This window comes from Halomonas sp. H10-59 (assembly GCF_040070555.1).
GTDB classification, from domain to species: domain Bacteria; phylum Pseudomonadota; class Gammaproteobacteria; order Pseudomonadales; family Halomonadaceae; genus Halomonas; species Halomonas litopenaei.
In genome coordinates this window covers 2,551,342-2,572,181 of record NZ_CP098828.1, presented here as the reverse complement: position 1 = coordinate 2,572,181, position 20,840 = coordinate 2,551,342, and the positions used below count along the sequence as shown (strand labels likewise).

Annotated in this window: 21 protein-coding genes and 3 tRNA genes; 14 read left to right on the top strand and 10 right to left on the bottom strand. The window is 63.0% G+C overall.

Going from position 1 to position 20,840, the window contains the following annotated elements; translation table 11 throughout:
• Positions 1 to 22 precede the first annotated feature (22 nt).
• The 3 genes from NFG57_RS11115 to NFG57_RS11105 are packed head-to-tail and all read left to right on the top strand — an operon-like array spanning position 23 to position 2,832.
• Positions 23 to 763 (top strand): recombinase RecT, encoded by a 741-nt coding sequence (locus NFG57_RS11115; RefSeq protein WP_348814322.1) that lies wholly within the window; start codon positions 23 to 25, stop codon positions 761 to 763.
• On the top strand, positions 760 to 2,379 hold the full coding sequence (locus NFG57_RS11110; RefSeq protein WP_348814321.1) for a YqaJ viral recombinase family protein: 1,620 nt from the start codon (positions 760 to 762) through the stop codon (positions 2,377 to 2,379). Before NFG57_RS11115 ends, NFG57_RS11110 begins: the two co-directional genes overlap by 4 nt.
• 42 nt (positions 2,380 to 2,421) lie before the next feature.
• Positions 2,422 to 2,832, top strand: coding sequence for a hypothetical protein (locus NFG57_RS11105; RefSeq protein ID WP_348814320.1), 411 nt, complete (start codon positions 2,422 to 2,424; stop codon positions 2,830 to 2,832).
• 36 nt (positions 2,833 to 2,868) lie between these two features.
• Here NFG57_RS11105 and NFG57_RS11100 read toward each other — a convergent pair whose 3' ends face one another.
• On the bottom strand, positions 2,869 to 3,090 hold the full coding sequence (locus NFG57_RS11100) for a hypothetical protein (RefSeq protein ID WP_348814319.1): 222 nt from the start codon (positions 3,088 to 3,090) through the stop codon (positions 2,869 to 2,871).
• Positions 3,091 to 3,288: 198 nt separating this feature from the next.
• On the opposite strand from NFG57_RS11100, the gene NFG57_RS11095 reads away from it, so the two are divergent.
• The 8 genes from NFG57_RS11095 (at position 3,289) to NFG57_RS11060 (ending at position 7,247) form a co-directional block, all read left to right on the top strand.
• Positions 3,289 to 4,749, top strand: coding sequence for a DNA cytosine methyltransferase (locus NFG57_RS11095; RefSeq protein ID WP_348814318.1), 1,461 nt, complete (start codon positions 3,289 to 3,291; stop codon positions 4,747 to 4,749).
• 97 nt (positions 4,750 to 4,846) lie between these two features.
• Entirely contained in the window at positions 4,847 to 5,203 is a 357-nt protein-coding gene (locus tag NFG57_RS11090; RefSeq protein ID WP_348814317.1) for a phage protein NinX family protein, read from the top strand.
• On the top strand, positions 5,191 to 5,436 hold the full coding sequence (locus tag NFG57_RS11085) for a hypothetical protein (RefSeq protein ID WP_108133166.1): 246 nt from the start codon (positions 5,191 to 5,193) through the stop codon (positions 5,434 to 5,436). The genes NFG57_RS11090 and NFG57_RS11085 overlap by 13 nt, the downstream gene beginning before the upstream one ends.
• The gene (locus tag NFG57_RS11080; protein WP_045995234.1) at positions 5,433 to 5,651 is read left to right on the top strand and encodes a hypothetical protein; all 219 of its coding nucleotides are present in this window, start codon (positions 5,433 to 5,435) and stop codon (positions 5,649 to 5,651) included. The genes NFG57_RS11085 and NFG57_RS11080 overlap by 4 nt, the downstream gene beginning before the upstream one ends.
• A gap of 94 nt (positions 5,652 to 5,745) precedes the next feature.
• Positions 5,746 to 6,042, top strand: coding sequence for a hypothetical protein (locus tag NFG57_RS11075; protein ID WP_348814316.1), 297 nt, complete (start codon positions 5,746 to 5,748; stop codon positions 6,040 to 6,042).
• A gap of 2 nt (positions 6,043 to 6,044) precedes the next feature.
• A complete protein-coding gene (locus NFG57_RS11070; protein ID WP_348814315.1) occupies positions 6,045 to 6,251 on the top strand; it encodes a hypothetical protein in 207 nt (68 codons plus the stop codon).
• A 77-nt stretch (positions 6,252 to 6,328) separates the two neighbouring features.
• Positions 6,329 to 6,967: a hypothetical protein gene (locus NFG57_RS11065; protein ID WP_348814314.1), complete on the top strand. Its 639-nt coding sequence runs from the start codon at positions 6,329 to 6,331 to the stop codon at positions 6,965 to 6,967.
• Entirely contained in the window at positions 6,960 to 7,247 is a 288-nt protein-coding gene (locus tag NFG57_RS11060) for a hypothetical protein (RefSeq protein ID WP_348814313.1), read from the top strand. Before NFG57_RS11065 ends, NFG57_RS11060 begins: the two co-directional genes overlap by 8 nt.
• Before the next feature lie 287 nt (positions 7,248 to 7,534).
• On the opposite strand, the gene NFG57_RS11055 is transcribed toward NFG57_RS11060, so the two are convergent.
• Positions 7,535 to 7,723: a hypothetical protein gene (locus NFG57_RS11055; RefSeq protein ID WP_306168797.1), complete on the bottom strand. Its 189-nt coding sequence runs from the start codon at positions 7,721 to 7,723 to the stop codon at positions 7,535 to 7,537.
• On the opposite strand from NFG57_RS11055, the gene NFG57_RS11050 reads away from it, so the two are divergent.
• Both NFG57_RS11050 and NFG57_RS11045 read left to right on the top strand, forming a co-directional pair.
• On the top strand, positions 7,722 to 8,045 hold the full coding sequence (locus NFG57_RS11050) for a helix-turn-helix domain-containing protein (protein ID WP_348814312.1): 324 nt from the start codon (positions 7,722 to 7,724) through the stop codon (positions 8,043 to 8,045). The genes NFG57_RS11055 and NFG57_RS11050 overlap by 2 nt on opposite strands.
• A gap of 50 nt (positions 8,046 to 8,095) precedes the next feature.
• Positions 8,096 to 8,938, top strand: a complete 843-nt coding sequence (locus NFG57_RS11045; RefSeq protein ID WP_348814311.1) for a site-specific integrase — start codon at positions 8,096 to 8,098, stop codon at positions 8,936 to 8,938.
• A gap of 6 nt (positions 8,939 to 8,944) precedes the next feature.
• Here the strand turns inward: NFG57_RS11045 and NFG57_RS11040 are convergent.
• The 6 genes from NFG57_RS11040 to NFG57_RS11015 form a co-directional block, all read right to left on the bottom strand.
• A tRNA-Leu gene (locus NFG57_RS11040) sits at positions 8,945 to 9,031 on the bottom strand.
• Positions 9,032 to 9,115: 84 nt separating this feature from the next.
• Positions 9,116 to 9,189 (bottom strand) — tRNA-Cys (locus tag NFG57_RS11035).
• A 25-nt stretch (positions 9,190 to 9,214) separates the two neighbouring features.
• Positions 9,215 to 9,289, bottom strand: a tRNA-Gly gene (locus NFG57_RS11030).
• Between the two features lie 92 nt (positions 9,290 to 9,381).
• Positions 9,382 to 9,930 carry a CDP-diacylglycerol--glycerol-3-phosphate 3-phosphatidyltransferase gene (pgsA, locus tag NFG57_RS11025; RefSeq protein ID WP_108133171.1) on the bottom strand — a complete coding sequence of 183 codons (549 nt, stop codon included), beginning with the start codon at positions 9,928 to 9,930 and terminating at the stop codon, positions 9,382 to 9,384.
• Between the two features lie 94 nt (positions 9,931 to 10,024).
• Positions 10,025 to 11,839 carry an excinuclease ABC subunit UvrC gene (gene uvrC, locus NFG57_RS11020; protein ID WP_045994189.1) on the bottom strand — a complete coding sequence of 605 codons (1,815 nt, stop codon included), beginning with the start codon at positions 11,837 to 11,839 and terminating at the stop codon, positions 10,025 to 10,027.
• A gap of 112 nt (positions 11,840 to 11,951) precedes the next feature.
• Positions 11,952 to 12,596 (bottom strand): response regulator, encoded by a 645-nt coding sequence (locus NFG57_RS11015; protein WP_045994188.1) that lies wholly within the window; start codon positions 12,594 to 12,596, stop codon positions 11,952 to 11,954.
• A gap of 537 nt (positions 12,597 to 13,133) precedes the next feature.
• Here NFG57_RS11015 and NFG57_RS11010 point away from each other — a divergent pair.
• Positions 13,134 to 13,883 (top strand): hypothetical protein, encoded by a 750-nt coding sequence (locus tag NFG57_RS11010; RefSeq protein ID WP_348814310.1) that lies wholly within the window; start codon positions 13,134 to 13,136, stop codon positions 13,881 to 13,883.
• A gap of 14 nt (positions 13,884 to 13,897) precedes the next feature.
• On the opposite strand, the gene NFG57_RS11005 is transcribed toward NFG57_RS11010, so the two are convergent.
• Positions 13,898 to 19,324 (bottom strand): ankyrin repeat domain-containing protein, encoded by a 5,427-nt coding sequence (locus tag NFG57_RS11005; protein ID WP_348814309.1) that lies wholly within the window; start codon positions 19,322 to 19,324, stop codon positions 13,898 to 13,900.
• Positions 19,325 to 19,346: 22 nt separating this feature from the next.
• Entirely contained in the window at positions 19,347 to 20,819 is a 1,473-nt protein-coding gene (locus NFG57_RS11000) for a type IV secretory system conjugative DNA transfer family protein (protein WP_348814308.1), read from the bottom strand.
• Positions 20,820 to 20,840: the final 21 nt, after the last annotated feature.

Genomic DNA, 20,840 nt, shown 5'->3' with positions numbered 1-20,840 from the left:
GTATCGAGGAGAGGGTAGCAGCATGAATGCAATTACACGACCCAAGGGCGGCGGCTTTGCCCTGCAGCCAAACAGTATGAGCGAGGCCATGGAGATGGCTCAGATGCTGGCTAGCAGCCAGATGGTCCCGCAGCCCTACCAGCAGAAGCCGCAGGACACTTTGGTGGCCATGATGATGGGGTCGGAGTTGGGCCTAAACCCGATTCAGGCGCTGCAGAACATCGCAGTCATCAACGGCAAGCCGGCGATCTACGGGGACGCACTGCTCGCTCTGGTTCAGAGCCATCCAGCTTTCGGTGGGCACGAGGAGTCATTCGACGATGCCAGCATGGCCGCCACCTGCACCGTTTGGCGCAAGGGTGACGCCAAGCCGCACACGGTCACCTTCAGCCAGGCAGACGCCGAGCGCGCCAAGCTGTGGGGTAAAGCCGGTCCCTGGCAGACCTACCCCAAGCGGATGCTCATGTGGCGCGCCCGCGGCTATGCGTTGCGAGACAAGTTCGCCGACGCCCTGGGCGGCCTGATCACCGTCGAGGAGGCTCAGGACATTCCTACCGAGCGGGAAATCTATCCAGCAGGCAGCGAGCCGGCACGACCAGCGCTTGAGCATTATCCCGCCGACTCCTTTAACGCGAACTTCCCCAAGTGGCGAGACGCCATCGAAGCCGGCAAGCGCACGCCTGAGCAGATCATCAACATGGTCAGCAGCAAAGCCGAGCTGAGCGAAGAACAGAAACAGCAGATCTTGGAGGTGGCGGCATGAAGATCATCGACTTGGTTCAGGGCAGCGACGAGTGGTGCGCCTACCGCTCCCGCTATTTCACTGCCAGCGAGGCCTCGATCATGATGGCCTGCTCGAAGAACGTGAAGCGCAACGAGCTGCTTCACATGAAGGCTACCGGCTCAGAGCAGGAGTTCAGTGCGTGGTTCCAGAAGAACGTGCTCGAAAAAGGCCACCGCATCGAGGCCGCGGCTCGCCCCATCGCGGAACGCATCGTTGGCGAGGAGCTTTACCCGGTCACCGCGGTGTCTGATGACGGTACTCTGCTAGCCTCGTTCGATGGCATCACGATGCTTGAGGATGTTGGCTGGGAGTGCAAGCAGTGGAACGCTTCGAAGGCTGAGGAAGTGAGAGCGGGCGAGGTGCCGCAAGAGGACTACTGGCAGGTGGTTCAGCAGCTGGTAGTGAGCGGTGCAGACAAGTGGCTCTACATGGTCACGGACGGTACCGAGGAAAACACGGTCAGCATCTGGGTCACTCTCGATGATTTCCATGCCAGCCAGCTTGTCGCCGGCTGGGAACAGTTCAGTTCAGATCTCGAAGCCTACCAACCTACCGAGCAGACTGTCGCGCCCCAGGGCGAGGCGCCCGAAGCACTGCCGGTGCTCAAGATCGACCTTACCGGGGCAGTTCAGGCGAGTAACTTGCCCGACTTCAAGGCCCGTGCCATGGGCATGATCGAAGGTATCCGCACCAAGCTGACTACCGATCAGCACTTCGCCGATGCCGCCGAGACCGTGAAGTTCTTGCAGAAGGGCGAGAAGCAGCTTGAGGCCAGCAAGAAGGCTGCTCTGGAACAGACGGCAAGCATCTCTGAGCTGTTCAGCACCATCGACGAGTTGCGCGAGACCATGCGACAGAAGCGCCTGCATCTCGACAAGCTGGTGAAGGCCGAGAAAGAGAACCGCCGACTAGAGATCCAGCAGAAGGCGCACCAGGCCTTTGACGACTTCTTGGCCAAGCTGGATTGCCCGGTTGAGCCCCGGCACAGCCTCAACGTAGCCGGCGCCATGAAGGGCAAGAAGACCATCGCCACCCTGCAGTCCGCGGCCGATGACGAGGTGGCCCGGGCCAAGGTCGAGTGCCAGCAACTCGCCAACCAGATCAGCGAGAACAAGGCGCTGATCGAGAAGCATCAGGGCGACTACGGCTTCCTGTTTAGCGACTGGCGCGACCTGATCCAGCGGGATGCCGAGTTCATCAAGCTTCAGGTCGAGAACCGCATCGCGCACCACAAGCAGGAGGAGCAGAAGCGGCTCGAGGCGGAGCGGGAGAAGATCCGGCAGGAGGAAGAAGCCAAGGCGAAGGCACAGGCGGCCAACAAGGAAGCCATCGACAAGTCCATCGCCGCCGGCAAGGAAGAGCCCGCTACCGAGGAGCGCCGCCCCCTCGACACCAGCAAGATCGCTGCCGCTGCCGAACGTGGTGCCGCACTCAAGCCAGCCCGCGAAGTCGAGCAGCCTGACACGGTGACGATCAGTCGCAAGGAGTACGAGGCGCTACTGGCTGCTCGGGACCAGCTGGATGCGCTGGAAGCCGCCGGCGTCGACAACTGGAGCGGGTATGACGATGCCATGGAGCATCTTCGCGCCGCTTGAGCAAACAGGCCCCACACCGGGGCCTTTTTTGTGGGAGGCGGTATGGAACAACACCAATGGAAGACCACAGAAAAACAGTACGTGAAGCGCCGTCTCGATGAGGGCGCCACCTACCAGGACATCGCAACAGAGTTGGGGCTTGGGCGAGACCAGGTACATGGCTTGGCCAAGCGCAGCGGTTTTACTGACCCCCGTCGCCGCGGCGCTTGGCGTCGGCGAGATTGGACCGAGATCGACCAGACAGTACAGGACTGCATCGAGGTCCAGTGCATGTCCATCCGTCAGGTCGTCAGCCATCTGCAGCGGCAGGGCATATCGACCAGCTACTCCAGCATCTTAAAGCGGGTCAAGCAGATGCCCGCGCCGGTCCAGTTTCAGGCCCGCGTCAACGCGGCCCGTCGTCAAGCCAGCAATGCCTATCGAATGCGCCTGCGGATCAAGCGGGCGGCCTAGCAGGAAGCGCCAGGTATCTAACCTGGCGCCAAGGTACTAGTTCGTGAATTTTCGAAACGTGACCTCGTTTTCAAAGGGCGGATACATATGTGTTGCATCATCCACTTCGTATTTCGCTAGAAGAGCCCCTGCCTTATCTCGCTCTTCGTAAACATACGTATCAGTATCCCATCCGTGCTTTTGTTTCCAAGTGCTACCCTTGCTAACCAGGTCGCTTGTTTCTGGTATTCCGATGATTTCCTTATGCTTATCAATCATTTGGTGTGTCCTTTTCGGGGTTGAGAATCTAACTGTACCAACTCGAAAAATTTGTCGCTGAACTTTTTTGCGCAGCCTGAAGATGGTTGTACGAAAGTCTCTGTCTTCAGGTTCCGACTCCGGCCTAACGATAGATAAAACCCATCCGTTTCTTAGAGGCCACCATCTAGTGGCTTTTTTTATGCCATGGAGAAGCGCATGACCAGTCTGAACCTGTTCGGCCACGAGCTGGTGGTCGATAACTTCGCCGGCGGCGGCGGAGCCAGTGAGGGGATCGAGCAGGCCCTGGGCCGGCCAGTAGACCTCGCCATCAATCACGACGCCACGGCCATCGCCGTGCACACCGCGAATCACCCAGGCTCTGAGCACAGTGTTGCTGACGTGTGGGACATCGATCCCGAGACGGCCGCCGCTGGTCGTCCGGTGGGGCTCGCCTGGTTCTCGCCGGACTGCCGTCACCACAGCAAGGCCAAGGGCGGGCGCCCCGTCAGCAAAAGCGTGCGCGGCCTGGCATGGGTTGCCGCGCGCTGGGCAGCCAAGGTGAAGCCTCGGGTCATCGCCTTGGAGAACGTCGAAGAATTTCTGGACTGGGGCCCGCTGATCAAGAACGCCAAGGGACAATTGGTGCCGGATCCAGCTCGAAAGGGGCAGACCTTCAATGGCTTTGTGCGTGCCTTGCGCCGGCATGGGTACCAGGTGGATTGGCGGATCCTGAAAGCCTGCGACTTCGGAGCCCCAACCATTCGCCGTCGGCTGTTCCTGGTGGCCCGCCGTGATGGGCTGCCCATCACGTGGCCGAAGCCAACTCATGGCGACCCGCGCTCGCCTGCCGTTCGGAGGGGGAAGCTGCAGCCCTGGCGTGCCGCCGCGGAGTGTATCGATTGGTCGATCCCGTGTCCCAGCATCTTCGAGCGGCAGCGCCCCCTGGCCGACGCCACTCTGCGCCGCATTGCCAAGGGCGTGATGCGGTACGTGGTCGAGAGTGGCGACCCCTTAATCGTGCCAATCGCCAACTACGGCAATGGCTCGGAATTGGTCAACGCCATAGGCGAACCTCTACGCACCGTCACGGCCTGGCCCAAGGGCGGCAGCTTCGCGCTGGTCTCCGCATTTCTTTGTAAACACTACACCGGCGTTGTCGGCGACGACCTGCGCAAGCCGCTGCCGACAATCACTGCCACTGATCACAACGCGCCGGTGGCCGTCAGCTTGGTGAACCTCAAGGGCAGTGAGCGAGGCGGTCGGGATCCGCGGCAGCCGATGCCCACCATCTGTGCCGGCGGCACCCATGCGGCGGCCGTGGCTGCCTTCCTGGTGAAATATTACGGGCAGGGCGTTGGCCAGGTTATGAATGATCCGATGCACACCATGCCGACGAAGGATCGTTTCGGGCTGGTCACCGTGACCATCGCCGGCGAGCAGTACGCCATCGTCGACATCGGCATGAGGATGCTGCAGCCCCATGAGCTGGCTGCAGCGCAGGGCTTTCCAGATCACTACGAGTTCGCCCAGGTAAACGGCAAGCCGGTGCCGAAGTATCAGCAGGTTCGGCTGATCGGCAACAGCGTGTGCCCGCCGCTGGCCAAGGCCATCGTTGAGGCGAACTTCACCCACGAGCGTCGGTTCATGCCGGCAACTGAGCAAGGGGAGGCCGCATGACACCAGCCGAGTGGGTCGAAGACATCGAGGTATTGGGCGAGGTCGGCGCCAGAGCTGTCGAGCAGGCGCTGGCCGATCAGATGTGGAGGGAGTGGGTATGCGAGTGAAGACGAGCGAACTGGAAGGGGCGGCGCTGGATTGGGCGGTTGGTGTCGCTATCAACTGCAAGCCGATCATGACCGAGATATATGGTGTGCACATCCTCGGTCGGTCGATCATGCGTGAGGTTGAGGAGGGCCGGATTTGCCCATCCAGTAACTGGTCGCAAGGTGGCCCGCTGATTGCACATTACGCCATGAAGTTCATGGGCCACCAGGATGGGTTTGTGGCCATTTGCTCGGCGAGTGAATCAGCCCTCTGGGCAACCAGCCACCTTGTTGCCGCCATGCGAACCATCGCGGCTGCCGAACTGGGCGACGAAGTCGACGTGCCGGAGGAGTTATGCAGCGAGTAGACAGACTGCGCGGCCTGGTGTCCGTGCAGCAGGAGATCAGGGTGCGGGAGGGGCTGCCGGTGCGGTTCAGCGCCCGGCACGTGGCGGCGGGCCTCGGTGCCGTGATGGGCCAGTACCGGTTGGTGAAAGCGCCGGAGGCAGCCCAAGAGGCGATCCGGCAGTGGCACGAGCACGGGCGGATCCAGCGCGACGGCACGCTCGACGGGATACCGGCATGGAGGAAGGCGGGATGAAGCTGACACAGCAGCACCTCAAGAAGCACCCCGAGAAGCTGGGGCGATTCGACCAAGTGCGGATCTGGTCCGGCGAATGGCATATGTGGTGGAGACCCGCTGGTCGCGGCTATACCGGCGATGAAGCAGAGGCAGGTGTCTATGAGCCGAAGGATGCCTGGGAGTACGTGTCGCACTGCGGCCCCGAGAAGAAGATCAGCCTGGTGGCGGCATGATCGCGGCTATCATTCTCGGCCTGCTGATTATGGCGGGCGGGGCGCTGGCCCTGAGAGAAGCGAGGCGGGCGTACAGAGAACAGAGGAGAAGGGTATGACCATTCGAAGCGGGAACGCCGTGCTGTGCCTGGGTGGCAGCACGGTGCCCATTGCTCATTTCAGTGTCGAGGAATATCGCATTGGCGAAGACAGCCTCACAGACAATTCGCCAGCGCCGGGGCCGATCAGGGTCAGCATGAAGGGTTGGAACGAAGTCCTCGCAGATCGAATTTTAGGCTGGCGGCCAGTCTGCGCTAGGCGCGCTCGGAAGCTGCGCAAACGCGGCGAGCGTGTGGAGTGGCGGCCAGCGCTGGATAGCCTTGCCTGGATGCCAGGCGAGCGCGGGAGGTGATCGTGAGCAGATGCATCGAGAAGGCCAGGATGCCAGAGGGTGAACTGGACCCCGATGGCAAGAGCGAACGAGAGCGGGTGCTGGAGCGGAAACTCTGGCGGCTGCGTGAGGACGTCAGGGCGGCACGGGAATGGGCGGGCGACAACCTGCCGGCCAATGTCGGGCTGACGATGGTCGGCAAGCTGGCGAAAGCGCTGGAGGATCGGTGATGGCCACATTGCAATGCAGCCGCTGCGGCGGGACGCGATACGACACCAGCCACAGATGCGAGAAGGGGTGCGGGGTGATGACAGCGAAACGCAAGGAAGAACCGGCGAAATTCTACAGATTTGATCGGTACAGGGATGGCCAGAAAATGGCTCAAGGCATCCAGATTGAGAATGCCGATACCCTGGAGCAGGCGACCGCCAAGGCGGCCAAGCTGTTGGCCAGCAACTACCCTCGGTCAGACGTTCTTGTGTTTGATAACGATTCGCATAATTGCTTGAGGTTCAGCGAACGAGAGCCGGCAGCGCTGCGTGCCAGGCTTCGGGAGGTGGAAGCCGAGAGGAATGCGCTGGCGGCGCATGTGGGGCGATACCGTAACGCCTATGTGGGGCTGACCAATTCCGAGCTGACCCAAGATGCCGATACAGGAGAGTTCCTGCGATTGGCGGATTGCAATCTCATGGACGAATTTGACGCTATCGGAGAGGGCGCAATCGCTACCAGCCTCGCCCGCCGCGATGCAGAGCTTCTGAACAGGCCGTTCGAAGGGCTGCCTGGTTGTACCGATGGGGGCTGCGTTGTGAAGAAGCCCGATGGCATGCACACGAACGGCGGCTGTCAGTGCATCAAGCACCAGACTGCCAGCACTATCGTTCAGCGCCTCGCACGCCTTCGCGACCAATTCCGCCAACAGGCCGAGGGAGGTGGCGATGAGTAGGCAGGCCGGGTGGTACTGGGTGAAAGGCATGCTGGGCTGTGACGACTGGTCGCCCAGCTATTGGGATTCCAGGCTGGCTCGGTGGGATAGTCTCATCCCAGACGGAGACGAGATCAAAGCCGGCCCGCGCATCCCGACGCCGGGCGAGCCGTGGCAGTGCGTGCCGGTGGAGCCAACTGGCGAAATGTTGGATGCCGGAAAAGCCTCGTCAAATATCTACTTCAAATGGCGGGACATGCTCGCAGCGGCGCCGAAGCCGGGAGGAGGCGATGAACCTTAGCTGGTGCGGTTCCTGGTATGCCAGGTATAGATTCAGCGGCGCCCGTGGAAAACAGAGTGAGCCTGGTGAGCATCATTGTGCCCACCCGAGCAAGGGTTGCGGGGTATAGTAGGTGAAACGCAAAAACTGGAAGCCATTCATGTCCTTCGATGTCGACGAGCTACTGTATCTAGCCGCTTTCCCTACTCGTGCCGAAATTCTTAATGTAGTCCAAAAATTCGATCCGATCTGTGTGTCTAGGATTTCTGAGGTGCTATCTCTGACCCAGAATCAGACCAGCAAGCATCTCACCAAAATGCGCGAAGCAGGTCTTGTAAAGGCGGATCGGTCAGGCCGTACCGTGTACTACCGCCTTGCAGATGAACCTTGTTTACGCGACTTCCTTGAATGGCGGCGACGATACCGCCAGTGAACTGCCGATCATCATGCCGCCCACCGAGGCGGCTTTCTTTTGCCCTGAAGGAGAGCTTGATCATGACACCCCTGATGCCGCCGAGCGAGGTGGCGGAACTCTTGGCCATCAGTGAGCGCAAGGTCTACGCGATCAAGCACCTGATTGGCTATGTCGCCCTGGGCGGCAACGTACGGTTTGAGCGAGAGGCGGTCGACGCTTACATTGAGAGCTGCAAGCGCGGCCCCTCACGAGAGGAGCAACACAAATGGGTATCACGGTTCGATACCGCGCATCTCGGAACAGGTGGGTCGTCACCGAGTCGGGTGAGCGCGGCAGATATCAGCGAACGTTTATCACGGAAAAGGAAGCAAGGCAGTTCGCCACGAAGCGAGAGGCTGAACTAAACGAGGCTCAATTCAATGGCCTCATGGGTCGGCAGGAGAGGAGGACCTTCATGGAGGGTCTTCTGCGCTGGGTCGACGAGTACGACACGAACAGCCAGGGCGCGAGCATTCGTGCAGTCGCCAGTTGGTTCGACGAGAACGCGCAAGACGTGCTTCTTGGTCAAGAGGTGTTGGATGCCGCCCGGTCGATGCAGAAAGATATGCGCAGGAAGCGGCTCAGCCAAAGCACAATCAATAACCGGACCCAGGTGGTCAAGCGAGTGCTGAGCCTGGCGTATCGGGAGTGGGATTGGCTGGATCAGCCGCTGGACGGCAAGCTGCGCAAGCCTACCCCGAAAAACGAGCGCCACGTCTACCTGACCGCAGGGGATATTCGGCGTCTGGTTGAGGCTGTGCCGGAAGAGTATCCGGAGGAGCGGCGAATCATCACGCTGGCTGCTTTGACGGGGCTGCGCCGCGGCGAACTCCTGGCGCTGGACCCTGGCAACATCCAGGGTGGTCGCATCGTGTTGCGACCAGGGCAGACCAAGAGTGGCAAGGCCAGGGTTGTGCCGCTGCCGGAGGATGGTGCGGCATTGGTGGCCAACCTGCCGTTTGCATCTGACGCTCATCAATTGCGGAAAGCATTTGAAGCTGCCCGGCGGGCTATAAAGCGTGATGATCTGCGCTTTCATGACCTTCGCCACACCTACGCCAGCCTGCTGGCTGAGGCGGGGGAGGTGATGACGACGGTGCAGGCGCTACTTGGCCACAGCAGCTTGGTGGTGACCAGCCGGTACGCGCATATGTTCGACTCTCGTCTGGATCAAGTGGCTGGCAGGCTGCCGAAGCTTTGCGACCAAATTGCGACCAGAGAGGAGGGCGTCGAGGGACTAGGTAGCGTAAGGCATTGAAACTATTGGTGCCCGGAGCCGGGCTCGAACCGGCACGGTGTTGCCACCGAGGGATTTTAAGTCCCTTGCGTCTACCAATTTCGCCATCCGGGCAGGAACGTCGCCAGAGGTAAGGCGATAGGGTCCGAAGGGATCGGACACGGCTTCTGGGAAGCGGGGCACACCTGAAAGGAAAAATGGAGGCTGGAGTCGGAATCGAACCGGCGTACACGGAGTTGCAGTCCGCTGCATAACCACTCTGCCATCCAGCCTCATGAGTCATCCATCGTCTGATGATGGAGCGGGAAACGAGATTCGAACTCGCGACCCCAACCTTGGCAAGGTTGTGCTCTACCACTGAGCTATTCCCGCCTGACTCGAGGACGTATTATACGGATAAGTCGGTGACTGTCAAACGCTTTTCCCTGAATTTTCGAATAGGCCCCGGATCGCCAGAGCGCTGCCTACAGCGAGCGGCTAAGGTGCGGCCAGGCGGCACGCAGGTACTGGATCATCGACCACAGCGTTAGTATGGCGGCGGCGTACAGGGTGACAACGCCCAGTTCGGCGATCAGGTGGCCGGGAGGGAAGGCCAGCAGCAGCAGCAGGGCGACCATCTGCAGGGTGGTCTTTACCTTGCCGATCCAGGACACCGCGACCGAACCGCGCTTACCCATCTCCGCCATCCACTCGCGCAGTGCCGAGATGACGATCTCGCGGCCGATGATCACCAGCGCCGGCAACGTCAGCCAGGCGGCGTCATAGCGCTCGATCAGCAGTGCCAGCGCCACTGCCACCATCAGCTTGTCCGCCACCGGGTCGAGGAAGGCGCCAAATGGCGTCGACTGGTCCCACTTGCGCGCCAGATAGCCATCCAGCCAGTCGGTGATGGAGGCCAGGCCGAACAGGGCGGCGGCGGTCAGCATGCTGTATTCGAAGGGCAGGTAGAACAGCACCACCAGCAGGGGGATGAAGACGATGCGTGCCAGGGTCAGAATATTGGGAATGTTCATCGATACCGCTGTCCTTGCTGGAGGGGGGCGACAAGAAGCGACGGACGACGTTGGCGCCCGTCAAAGTGGTTCATTCTATCCGTGATACCTCAACTCATCCATGCAGGGCACGATGAATTGTGTCTGCCATGGTGGCGCTGATGCCGGGGACCCGAGCCAGTTCATCGCGGGTGGCCTGCTTTATGCCCTGGAGTCCGCCGAAGAAGCGCAGCAGTTCACGTCGGCGTTTGGGGCCGACGCCGGGGATATCCTGAAGTGTCGAGGTGCGCCTGGCCTTGTCTCGCTTGGCACGGTGGCCGGCGATAGCGAAACGGTGCGATTCGTCGCGGATGTGCTGGATAAGGTGAAGACCCGGCGAGGTCGGTGGCAGCGCCAGAGAGCGATCCACGGTCTCGACAAAGAGGGTCTCGAGGCCAGCCTTGCGGGTGGTGCCCTTGGCCACCCCGAGCAGGATCACGCCGTTGATGGCGAGCTCGGCGAGCACCTCCCGCGCCATGTTCAACTGGCCCTTGCCGCCGTCCACGACCAGGATGTCGGGTAATACGCCTTCCCCTTCGTTGAAGCGCTTGAAGCGACGAGTCAGCGCCTGCTGCATCGCTGCGTAGTCATCGCCGGCGGCGACTCCCTTGATGTTGAAACGCCGATAGTCGCTCTTGCGCGGGCCGTCCTGGTCGAACACGACGCAGGATGCCACCGTGGCCTCGCCGTGGCTGTGACTGATATCGAAGCATTCGAGCCGTTGCGGCGTCTCGTCGAGCTCGAGTGCTTGGCGAAGATCTTCGAAACGTTTGGCGAGCTGGGTCTGGTTGGCCAGTTGGCCGGCCAGTTGCTGCTCGGCGTTGGTGCGGGCGAGTTCACGCCACTGGGCGCGGTGACCGCGGACCTTGTCGGTCATGCGTACCCGGCGTCCGGCATGCTCGCTCAGCGCCCGGGCGATCAGTTCGGCGTCGGGTACGGCGTGGCTGGTCAGCACTTCGGTGGGGATCTCCCGGGCCTGTCCGAGGTAGTACTGGCTGACGAAGTCACCCAGCAGTTCCGGCTCCCCGAGATCGAGGCTGTTGGCGGGGCTGTAGTGCCGCGCCCCCAGCAGACGCCCCTGACGAATCGACAGCACCGAGATGCACAGGGCACCCGGCTGGGAGGCCAGGGCAAAGGCGTCGGCGTCTCCGCTGCCGGTATCCACCACCTGGCGCTGCTGCAGACGGCGCAGATCCTGCAACTGGTCGCGCAGACGTGCCGCTTCCTCGAAGTCGAGGGCCTGGCTTGCGGCCTCCATGTCGCGGGTCAGCTCCTGGCTGACCGATTCGCTGCGTCCTTCCAGGCACTGGATGGCGTGTTCGATGTCGCGGCGGTAGTCTTCTTCGCTGATGTAGCCCACGCAGGGGGCGCTGCAGCGCTGAATCTGATACTGCAGGCAGGGCCGGGTGCGGTGTGCGAAGACGCCGTCCTCGCAGTTGCGGATACGGAACACCTTCTGCATCAGCGATAGTGTTTCGCGCACGGCGCCGCTGGAGGGATAGGGCCCGAAATAGCGGCCGTCATCGTGGCGGGTCCTTGCGCGCTTGTGTTCCAGAGCGGGGAAGGGATGACGGTCGGTGACAAACACGAAGGGGTAGGACTTGTCGTCACGCAACAGGATGTTGTAGGGCGGTCTGAGCTGCTTTATCAGGGTCTGTTCGAGCAGCAGCGCCTCGGTCTCGCTGTTGGTCACCGTGACCTGGATGTCGTGGATGCGAGCGACCAGCGCCTGAGTCTTGGTATTGAGTGCGCCGCGAAAATAGCTCGCCAGGCGAGCCTTCAGGCGACGAGCCTTGCCGATATAGAGGGTATTGGACTGGTCATCGAACATCCGGTAGATACCGGGTGATTCGCTGACGGTCTCGAGAAAGCGTCGGGCATCGAAGGTCATGGTCTGGTAAGGCTCACCCTGTCACATCACGTCAGGGAGCTCATGCTACCAGAGCCTGGCGGGGGACGTATCGTCCCCGACGGCACATTGGGTAAGAGCCTCAGGCTGGCTTCTAGTCTTCCTTGAAGCCTTCGACAAGCCCATGCCGCAGCCCCAGGTGGGTCAGGGCGACATCGGAATTGACGCCGAGCTTTTCGAAGATGCGATAGCGGTAGGTGTTGACCGTCTTCGGGCTCAGGAACATGCGATCGGCGATGTCGGCGACGCGTTGGGCATTGACGATCATCATCGCGACCTGAAGCTCGCGCTGGGACAACTGATCGAACGGATTTTCCTCGTGGTCGATGCGCGACAGTACCAGCCGTTGAGCGATCTCCGGGCTGACGAAGCGCTGTCCGGCGAACACCGCGCGGATGGCCTTGACCATCTCGTCGTGCTGGGAACCCTTGCTGATGAAGCCGTGGGCACCGGCCTCCAGCAGCCGCTGGGCAAAGGCTTCCTCGATAAAGGCCGTCAGCACAAGAATACGGATGTCCGAGGTCAGTCGGCGGATCTTGCGAGTGGCCTCGAGCCCGCCGATGCCCGGCATGCGAATGTCCATCACCACCACGTCGGGATTGAGGCGGCGAGTCTGAGCAATGGCCTCTTCTCCGTCCGCGGCTTCCCCGACGACATTGATGTCCTTCTCTGCATTGAGCAGATGAACGATGCTGGTGCGTACCAGGTGATGATCGTCAGCGACAAGAACCCTGATCAATGCCGATACTCCTGGAAAAGGTGAAAACTGGGATCATGGATTTGACCGAGGCGAGCCAATGCTCATTGCGGGGTCTTCTCATGATGATTCGCAGTAGACTGTCACAAATTGATCCTAAGGGGAATTGGGTCTCCGGGGGGCGACGGCGTTTTCAGCATAGCTGCATTGATAGTGTGCTATATCTCTGATAGCGGCGCGCCGCGGTATCGGGCGCTTGCCGCCCGGGACTGCTGCATGAGCCCCAACGTCCTGGTTGGCTTGATGTGATGCCGCCTGTCGCGTCATTTCATGTTACCAGCCGCAGGGCGGGTGTGCAGTGTCGTAGGCGTGAACCGGGCGCCGCCAAGGCGAGACCATGGCGATGGACGGGCGAAACCGTCATGCGGACGCGCCGGCAGGCTATGCTGAACTTGACCGGCGTCAATGAAAGCACGATTGCGTCCACGACACGCCTTGATCTGGTGCGCACTGGCTGCGTAGTGCGGCCCCGTGTCCCGATCGAGTCCTCTGGATGGCCAGTCTGGCCAAGGTTGCGCCATGTCCTGTCCCCTGTCTGAACCAGACTCCCTGCTCGCCGACAAGTTGCGTTTTCGCCTGGCGCGCCCCACCAGCGCCTATGACGTCCTTGGCTATCAGTGCACGGGGACACCTTGCGCCCCGCCAGGCGCGCGTGAAGCGGTCTGGGCCAGGGACGACTACCGTTGTCGCTTTTGTGGCTTTCGCAGCGCCAAGTATCAGCAGGCGGTGACCCAGGGGACTGACAGTCGCAATGTCGATGATATCGTGACGGCCTGTCTGTTCTGTGATCAGGTGAATCGCCTGGATCTAGTGCCTTCCATGCGTTCCGGTGTACTGGTGTGGCTGCCCGGCGTGACCCAGGCGGACCTCAATCGGCTGGCCCCCGTCATTTTTGCTGCGCGCCTCGACAGGCGGCTGCAACTGCGAGCACGCGTCCTGCTGGAGCGTGTGATGGAGGCGCGAGCCGCCGCCAGAGAACGCTTCGGTAGCGACGATCCACTGACCCTGGTCGAGTTGCTGAGAGCGAGGGGAGAGGGGCGAGCGTACGGCCTGATGCAGCAAGGCTTGCGCCTTTTTCCGCTGGATCGGCGGGTCGTCAGTCAACAGGGGCTTTGCTTCAATCAGTTCCCGCAGATTCTGGCGTACTGGCGCTCGAGGAAGGGCCCGCTAGGGGGCGAGCGAATCGCCGAAGCGCTGGCGATGAGCGAATCGCGGCTGATGGCCGGGGGCGGTTCAGATGCCACCGCCTCTTCGGTTCCGTCGTCCTGACGTCCGTAGCTTGGTCAGTCCAGCGGCGCGTGGATGCGCTCGGGCAATCCGGCAGCGATGGGTTCGTCATCGAGCATCTCGATGTTGCCGCTGGCGCTCAGCATGAAGCGGGCGAGAAAAAAGGCGTCGGCATAGTAGAGCGTCGCCAGGTAGCGATAGACGTCTTCGTCATCGGCCGGGTCCTGGCGCGGCGCGTGACAGCTTCCGGCGACGATGGCCTGAATATCGGGATGGACCGGTAGCAGCGGATCCTCGAGCGAATCGACAATATAGAAGGGACCGTCCGGCCCCCTGACGAAGAAGCAGAAGAAGCGCAGGTAGCCGAGCGCATTGGCAGCGCAAAGCTGGATCGGCTGGCGAGCGTTCAACTCGTGGATCGGCGGTGCAGTACCGGTCAGCCGGGTCAGCGGGCGCGGCACGTGGTCTCCAGCAGCGCCTTCCTCGACGAAGTACAGCGCCAGGCCCTGCATCCAGTCGGGATGTTGCAGGCGTATCAGGGTGGCGTCGGGGTACCAGGGCAGTCGGCAGGCGTCGGCCACCAGTCTGTTGTCGGCGAGATGCTTTCCATCAATACGGCTGCCGCAGGGCCAGTGGGACTCGACAAATGCCGGCCTGCAGCGCCGCCAGGGGTACTGCCAGGGGTTGCCTTCCAGGGTCGGGGCGAGAGCGCCGCGGGCAATCGCTGGATCGGGGTCCATGTCGTTGGGCGAGGTGCCTGCGCACTGTTCCTGGTCCCCATCCGCCGCAGGGGCGCGCAAGGCCGCCACCGCTTTCTCGATAACCGCGGTGGACTGACCCGCGCCTTCGAGCCAGGCAAGTATCCTGGGGTCGGCCACCGGGCCGTCCTCGAGGGCGCGTCCAGCGTCGTCGCGAGTGCATGTCCGGGTCAGACGTTCAGCGTATACCTGGGCGACGCTGCGTCCGTCGCGAGTTCGCATGGCCGCATCGGCGTTTCGCTGAATCAAGGCCAGCGCCAGTGGAAACTGGCCTAGTGACAGCGCGATCAGCACCGGTGCATCGCGGTCACGAGTGGCCATGTCAATATCGGCTCCGGCGTCTGCCAGCACGATAGCGATGTCCTTGTAACCGCCTTCGGCGGCCAGTTGCAAGGCGGTGACGCCTGGCTGTTCTGCGCAGGCATCGACCTCTGCGCCGGCGGCTACAAGCCGTTCGACCAGGGTTTGGTGATTGAGCTGTACGGCCAGGTGCAGAGGGTGCCAGCCCTCGGCGTCGCTGGCGTCACAGTCTGCCCCCGCCATGATAAGCGTCTCGACCAGGTCCAGCGCTCCGCCGACACAGGCCAGGTGGAGCAGAGTGGGGGCTAGGGGCGCCTTGGCGCTTCCTCTTGTGGCAACGCCTGGCTCGGTTGCCTGCTCGATGTCCGCCTGCTCGATGACCCCCTGCCCGATGAGCAGGACCTTGGCCGCCTCGCTCGCGCCCTTGAGGCAGGCGAGCTGCAGGGCGCTCATGGCGTGCTTGTCGAGGACATCCACCGATACGCCGCCGAGATCCAGCAATGCCGTGACGACCTCGGCTCGATTGGCCAGGGCGGCCAGGTGAAGCGCCGTGCGGCCATCCGGGGTGGTGGCCTGCATGTCGGCCCCGTGGCGAGCCAGCAGCCTGATTGGCTCGGCATGTCCCTGATCGGCGCACAGGTGCACCAGGTTCCAGCCGGCAAAGGGGCTGCGACCAGGCCAGTGCAATTGGGTGTTCGGGTCGCTGCCGGCGCGTAGCAGTACCTCGGCACAGGCGACATGACCACCGGTCACCGATGCCTGCAGCGCGGTCTGATGGATCGGTTGCTCTGCCTTGGTGTCTTCTCGATGGTCTCTGGCGTCGAGTGTGGCAGTTGTATGGCAGAGCAGGGCCAGGGTATCCGGGTGGCCGTGCTCGGCGGCCAGGTGCAGCGCTGTGCGGCCGTCGCCGATCGCCGCGGCGGGATCGGCCCCGTGCTCGAGCAACAGCTCGGCCACCCTGGTGGCTCCGCGGGCGGCGGCGATGTGCAAGGGGGTGTGTTCGAAGTCGCCGAGCTTGCCTGACGGGACTCCCTTTGCGCCTTCCTTGCGCCAGGCATCCTGCCGTTCCCGGGCGCTGCTTTCCTTGCCCCAGTCCGCGGCGAGCGCGAGGGCACCGAGGTCGGCGCCGCGTTCAATCAGCCAGCGGGCTATTTCCGGATGATCATTGTAGGCGGCCAGGTGCAACGGCGTGGCGTCGTTGGCCAACCTGGCGTCGATCTCGAGTCCTTGGGCCACCAGCGCCTCGGCGGCCTTCACATGATTGCCGCGGGCGGCGAAGTGCAGATAGCTCCAGTGCGTCTGATGGGGGGCTGCCGGGTCGGCCCCGAGGGCAATCAGGTGGCTGATGGTGTCGGCTCGATCGTTGGCGATCGCCTGTTCCAGCGGGGTCTGACGGTTGGCGTTGATGAGGTCGGGGCTCTGGCCGCGTTGCTGTATCAGGTAGTCGAGCACCCTGTGCTGGCCGGCGAGCGCGGCCAGGTGCATCGGTGTCTGGCCGTGGGGCGCTTGCTGTGCGTCCAGGCTGGCCCCTGCTTCCACCAGACGCTGCAGGCAGTCGACGGCTCCTGCCTGTGCCGCCAGGTGTACGGGGCGCCAGTGGTCCTCATCGGCGTGGTCAGGATCGGCACCGGCCGCCAGCAGCGGTTGCAACAGGTCGAGGCGGTTTTTCCAGACCGCCCAGAAGGTCGCGGTGCGGCCATCCTTGCGCGGTAGATCGACCGCCTCGGGCCTTCTGGCCACCATTGCCGCGATGATATCGGCGCGCTGGTAGAAGGTGGCCAGGATCAGGTGTGTCGGCTTGCGAGGGCTCTGGGTGACCACCGCAGCAGGATCGGCTTCCAGCAGCAGCAGGGTGAGGCAGAAGTCCCGCAGGCGGGCAAGCTCCTTGGTCGATGGCGGGCCTTCGCCGAGCACATCATGCCAGATCGCCAGCACCCGGGCCGCGCGATCCAGGTAGAGCAGGCGATAGGCGTTCCAGCGCGCGGCGTCGGGCGGGCTGGCAAGACAGTGCTCGGCTTCCCCCACCAGTTGACGGACGCATTCGCGTACCGGGCGCTCTCGCTCCAGCCATTCGCTGGCCTGGGGCCAGTGATGGAGTACCGCTTCGTGGACCAGGCGGACACGCCCGTGGCGTTCATCGATCAGCAGGCGCCGCTCGCGCAACGCCCGGGCCAATTGAAAGGCGTCTGTGGCATCCGCCGCGGGGAAGACCGTGGCGGGTAGCGTAAAATGCTTTTCGCCGACCTGGCGCCAATCCACCAGGCGACGCAGCAGGTCACCGACGACGCTATCCGACCACAGTGCGCCGGACGCCGCCTTGGCCTGCTCGAAGGCCTCATTGGCGAGTTGGGTGATGGCGCCTTCGATACTGTCGTGGCCCTCGGCGTTGGCGGTGTCCAGTACCCACAGGGGGGGCTCCCGCTGGCGGTCGCCCCCGTCGGGGGTACGAAGGTGACCGGTGGTCTGGAAGGCCTCGGAGCCAGACGCGCTCTCGGTGAAACCTGCTCTGGCGCTGGTGCTGAGCCCTTGGGTGTCGTCGTCGGCCTGGCGGTCCCCACTGCGGCCAAAGCTCGTGGTGATAGCGTCACCCAGGGACGCCGAGTCAGCGATGGTGGCTTCTTCGGCGAGCCGCAGGCCGTGCTCGTAGAGATTGCGCAGCGCCAGTGACAACAGCGGCAGCAGGCTGTCCTGGGCGTCGCCTCGACCATGATGGCCGCGAATCCGCTGGATATTGTCCTTGAGCCGGGCCACCAGGGCGTCGCTGATGGCCAGGCGTCCGGTCAGCCGAAAGGGCTTGCGAATAATTTCGTCGAGACTGTTGTCAGGAGGAAACGACATCCTCGTTACCTGGCCAGTGGCATGGAGTTCGTTGAGCAGACTGTCGCGCTCCACCAGCTCCTGACGGTTTCCCTGGAGGGTGACAAAGATGCCCAGACGCGGGGCCAGGGCGCGGCATGAATGGGCCGCGTGGAGCCACTGCACCAGCGGATCCCAGAACTCGGCTTCCTGCTGTTCGCCATACAGAGCGTCGACGATCTCCTCGAACTGGTCGAACCCCAGCAGCAGACGAGGAGGTCGAGCCAGGCGCGTGGTGGCGGCGTCCAGCAGCAGACACAACTCCTCGTTCAGGGCTTCGATACGCAGGTCCGTTGACGTCCTTCCCAGCAGACGGCGAGCTCGCCTGGCAGTTGGTTCATCGCACCAGCCGGCGCCTTCCAGGCGTTTCACGATGGCGTCGAACAGCATCGTCAGCACGCATCTGTCGCCGCTTGCTGTGTCCGTGGCTCGGCTATCCGGGGCCAGGTCGGAAGGGCGCAATATGCAATCAAGGCAGCGATGATCGGCGCTGTCCGCTACCAGGGCCCCGATGATGCCGGCACGCAGGAACGACGACTTGCCCGAGCCGCTTCCGCCCTCGACCCAGACCACGGGGACCCGGTCCTGCTGGTTCCAGCGCTGCTTGAGTTCCTCTCTCAAGGTGCTTCGCTGGTCGGAGCGCCCGCAGAAAAGCGCGTGGTCCCCGACGTCGTAGGACTCCAGACCCTTGAAGGGGTCTCGATCAGACGCCGTCAGGGCCAGGTTCAGGTCCCGCTCCATGAAACGTCTCAATTCACCGATAAAGGCGTCCTGAGAATCGATGACACGAATGACGTGACCGCGACGTTGCACGAAGGCCACCAGATTGATCAGTTGCTTGAGCTGCTGGGTGCGGTCTTCCAGTCGCCTGGTGATGCAGGCTGAATCCGTTCCGCACTTGTCCTGGCATTCATGAAAGTGACGATAGTTGCCCCAGGCGGCTTTCAGTGGCTCGGTGGTGTCCAGCAGTTCCCTCGGCCCGACCAGACACAGCAGCAGTGGCAGTGCGCGAGATCCTGCCGATGCCTCCTGGCGCTGTCGCTCGCGGTAGGCCAGGGTGGCCAGCAGTTCAAAGGTGGAACCGGTAAGGGCGAATCCACCACGGTCGGCCCAGGCGTTGTCCCAGGGAATCACCAGGCCTGGGCTATCGCCGCCGTCGTCGGGCTTCATGGGATCGAGGACCCGCAGGTCATCGATGGGGTGATGGCTTGCCAGAGGGCTACCGACCTTTTCACCGAAAAGGCAGATCACCCCTCTGCAGAGGGGATCCGAGGGGTGGGGAATCTGCTGCTGGGCCGGCACCGCATCATCGAAACCGTCTTCGGCGGTATCGACCTCCCAGGCGTAGAGCCGAAGGCCGTGATCGTCGGCGGCCTGGTGATGCAGCGTCTCGATCTCGTCCCTGCAGGCGCGGCGCAGGTAGGCCACGTCACCGGGTGACGCAAGAAAGATGCTGGGGTGTTTCAGCGACGGAAAGGTGTTTTCAGATGAACCGGATGAACCGGCTGTCCCGGGAGGGGGGAGGTCGGTCGCTGTGGCGTTCGGGGGCTCGCGGGAGACGTCGCTCATGGGCTGGGTCCTGTCCCGGGCGTCAGGCCCACTGCGCCAGCAGTCGATCCAGGAAGGCAGGATCGACCACCGGTGGTGTCGTAGGCTTTGGCCGTGCCGGACTGACTCTGCGCAGACGACGTTGCGGACGCAGCGCCTGGGGCATGATCTCTCGGCTGCTGTCGTGCAAGGGGTTGCGGTCGAACTGGCCACGAAACAGCGGGTCGCTGCGGTATTCCGGTCGCCTGGCCAGGCGTGCCTCGTCGCCGGCGATCAGCAAAAGCATCTCGTCGAAATCCAGGTCGAGCAGCTCCTCCGGGCGCGGGAAGCCGGTCAGGGTCGCCAGGTCCATCGCCGCGTTCATGTTGGGTACGCCAAAGGACTGCACCACCCGACAGTTGTTGAGCATGGTCTGCCAGTCCTGGGGATACAGCTGTCGCAGCTGGCTCATGTCCTGCCAGAAGCTCCAGGTCTGCAGGCCGTAGCCGCGCAGCAGGGTGATGGCCTGTCGCAGCTGCGGCAGAGGGCCGAGCTGGGGCGCTTCGTCGAGCAGGAACAGGGTGCGCAGCGCTGGCGCCCGGCGTCGGCGCACCACCGCCGCGATCAGTACGCCGATCCACAGTCTCAGCAGGCGGCCGTGGGATTCGAGCTTCTCGGGGGGAATCACCAGGTAGATCGATAACAGTTCCCCGCGGGTGACGTCGTCCAGCGAAAAGGTGGAGTCCTGGGTAGCCTCCAGTACCGCTTCACCGCGCAGGAAGCCGAGACTGTTCTGGGCGAAGGCCATGTAGCCGGCCAGGGTGGTCTCGGCCGGCAGAGTCAGACTGGCGGCGGTGGCTTCCAGGTCCGGATCCTGCATCTGGCGCATGCGCTCGGCCAGCTTGGCCAGCTCTTCGGTATCCTGGCTGACCATCTTGCGTAGCTTGCCGAGCAGCCCCTTGCGCTGTTCCGGCTGGCTGCGGATCAGGTAGAGCAGCAGACCATTGAGCACCTGCTGGGCGCGCTGCAGCCAGAAGCGGTCACGGCCGTCGAAGCCGTGTGACTCCATCATCAGCTCCGACAGCATGGCGATGTCATCGAGCTCGGTGCGTGAATTGGGGATGACGATGTCGGTGGGGTCCAGCCGATCCGCCGGCAGGTCGGTGATGCCCATGGGGTCGAGCACGATGACCCTGTGGCCCATCTGGCGGCGGCGACGGGCGGTCACCGCCGCGTTCTCGCCCTTGGGGTCGACCACGATCACCGGCCCCGGATAACGCAGCAGGGTGGGGATGATGCAGCCGGTTCCCTTGCCCGAGCCGGTGGGGGCAATGGTCATCAGATGGCCGCTGCCCTCGAACAGGATCGGATCGAGCTGCTCCTGGTTCGCGTTGGTGCTTGGCGCCCCGATGCGGAAACCGAACGGCTGATGAGGCTGACCCTGCTCCAGCGACCAGCCCACCAGCAGACCGTCCCCCTCCACCGATGACGGCAGGCGACGAGGGGGCAGAGGCGAATCATCCGGTACCAGGGTCATGGTGTGGGGTCCTCGTTGGCA

Coding starts and splice junctions, on each gene's coding strand:
- NFG57_RS11075 (WP_348814316.1), top strand. CDS start 5,746: ATGACCATTCGAAGCGGGAACGCCGTGCTGTGCCTGGGTGGCAGCACG.
- NFG57_RS11055 (WP_306168797.1), bottom strand. CDS start 7,723: ATGATCAAGCTCTCCTTCAGGGCAAAAGAAAGCCGCCTCGGTGGGCGG.
- NFG57_RS11105 (WP_348814320.1), top strand. CDS start 2,422: ATGGAACAACACCAATGGAAGACCACAGAAAAACAGTACGTGAAGCGC.
- NFG57_RS11095 (WP_348814318.1), top strand. CDS start 3,289: ATGACCAGTCTGAACCTGTTCGGCCACGAGCTGGTGGTCGATAACTTC.
- NFG57_RS11115 (WP_348814322.1), top strand. CDS start 23: ATGAATGCAATTACACGACCCAAGGGCGGCGGCTTTGCCCTGCAGCCA.
- pgsA (WP_108133171.1), bottom strand. CDS start 9,930: ATGAACATTCCCAATATTCTGACCCTGGCACGCATCGTCTTCATCCCC.
- NFG57_RS11045 (WP_348814311.1), top strand. CDS start 8,096: ATGGAGGGTCTTCTGCGCTGGGTCGACGAGTACGACACGAACAGCCAG.
- NFG57_RS11065 (WP_348814314.1), top strand. CDS start 6,329: ATGACAGCGAAACGCAAGGAAGAACCGGCGAAATTCTACAGATTTGAT.
- NFG57_RS11110 (WP_348814321.1), top strand. CDS start 760: ATGAAGATCATCGACTTGGTTCAGGGCAGCGACGAGTGGTGCGCCTAC.
- NFG57_RS11050 (WP_348814312.1), top strand. CDS start 7,722: ATGACACCCCTGATGCCGCCGAGCGAGGTGGCGGAACTCTTGGCCATC.
- NFG57_RS11085 (WP_108133166.1), top strand. CDS start 5,191: ATGCAGCGAGTAGACAGACTGCGCGGCCTGGTGTCCGTGCAGCAGGAG.
- NFG57_RS11060 (WP_348814313.1), top strand. CDS start 6,960: ATGAGTAGGCAGGCCGGGTGGTACTGGGTGAAAGGCATGCTGGGCTGT.
- NFG57_RS11080 (WP_045995234.1), top strand. CDS start 5,433: ATGAAGCTGACACAGCAGCACCTCAAGAAGCACCCCGAGAAGCTGGGG.
- NFG57_RS11100 (WP_348814319.1), bottom strand. CDS start 3,090: ATGATTGATAAGCATAAGGAAATCATCGGAATACCAGAAACAAGCGAC.
- NFG57_RS11000 (WP_348814308.1), bottom strand. CDS start 20,819: ATGACCCTGGTACCGGATGATTCGCCTCTGCCCCCTCGTCGCCTGCCG.
- uvrC (WP_045994189.1), bottom strand. CDS start 11,839: ATGACCTTCGATGCCCGACGCTTTCTCGAGACCGTCAGCGAATCACCC.
- NFG57_RS11010 (WP_348814310.1), top strand. CDS start 13,134: ATGTCCTGTCCCCTGTCTGAACCAGACTCCCTGCTCGCCGACAAGTTG.
- NFG57_RS11090 (WP_348814317.1), top strand. CDS start 4,847: ATGCGAGTGAAGACGAGCGAACTGGAAGGGGCGGCGCTGGATTGGGCG.
- NFG57_RS11005 (WP_348814309.1), bottom strand. CDS start 19,324: ATGAGCGACGTCTCCCGCGAGCCCCCGAACGCCACAGCGACCGACCTC.